Annotated in this window: 1 protein-coding gene; it reads left to right on the forward strand. The window is 67.5% G+C overall.

Annotated features, from left to right (window positions below):
* Positions 1–122: 122 nt before the first annotated feature.
* Positions 123–1,104: IS481 family transposase (locus N801_RS19035; RefSeq protein ID WP_035940926.1), on the forward strand; the 982-nt coding region annotated here is incomplete at its 3' end.

A 1,104-nucleotide genomic window follows, 5' to 3' on the forward strand; every position in this document is an offset into this window, starting at 1 on the left:
TGTACTGACCGGGGACGTTGGTTGAGTGAGTGCGATCCGCTGATCTGATCAGTGGCGCGGGAAGGGCCTCCCGCGGTGGAGTGGAACTGCCAAGTCACCACTGCCACGCACAGGAGGCCCTCATGTCCCACGCTAATGCCGCCCTGACCGTTCGTCACCGGCTCAAGGTCGCCCAACTCGTCGTCGAACAGGGCGTGCCGATCAGCGAGGTCGCCGCCCGGTTCCAAGTGTCCTGGCCAACCGTGAAGCGGTGGGCTGCCCGGTACGCGGCCGGTGAGCCGATGGCGGACCGCTCGAGCCGGCCCCGCTCGATGCCGACCAAGACACCACCTGCGACCACGAAGCGGATCGTGTCGTTGCGGCTGCGCAAGCGACTGGGTCCGGTCCAGCTCGCGGCGCACGTTGGCGTCGCACCTTCGACCGCGCACCGGGTCCTGACCAGATGCCGCCTGAACCGGCTCACGCACGTCGACCGCGCCACCGGCGAACCGGTCCGCCGCTACGAACACGACCACCCGGGGGACCTGCTGCATGTCGACGTCAAGAAGCTCGGCAACATTCCCGACGGCGGCGGGTGGCGCTTCGTGGGCCGAAGTCAGGGCCTGAAGAACCGAGCGGCCACCCCGGGCAAACCGAGGAACAAGCACCACAACCCGAACATGGGGCACGCGTTCGTGCACACCGCCATCGACGACCACTCCCGAGTCGCGTACGCCGAGATCCACGACAACGAGACCGCTGCCACCGCGACCGCCGTCCTGCGCCGAGCCGTTGCCTGGTTCACCACCCGCGGCATCACCATCCGCAGGGTCCTGTCCGACAACGGGTCCCCGTACGTGTCCCACCTGTGGCGGGACGTCTGCGCAGAGCTCGAGATCAAACACTCACGCACCCGACCCCGCCGACCCCAGACCAACGGCAAGGTCGAACGCTTCCACCGAACCATGGCCGACGGCTGGGGCTACGCCCGCTGCTACACCTCAGAGACCGAACGGCGTCAGGCTCTGCCAGCATGGCTTCACGAGTACAACCACCACCGACCCCACACTGCCTGCGGGAACAAGCCCCCCGTCACCCGCTTAACCAACCTGTCGGGTCAGTACA

The organism is Knoellia aerolata DSM 18566 (genome assembly GCF_000768695.1).
Classification (GTDB): domain Bacteria; phylum Actinomycetota; class Actinomycetes; order Actinomycetales; family Dermatophilaceae; genus Knoellia; species Knoellia aerolata.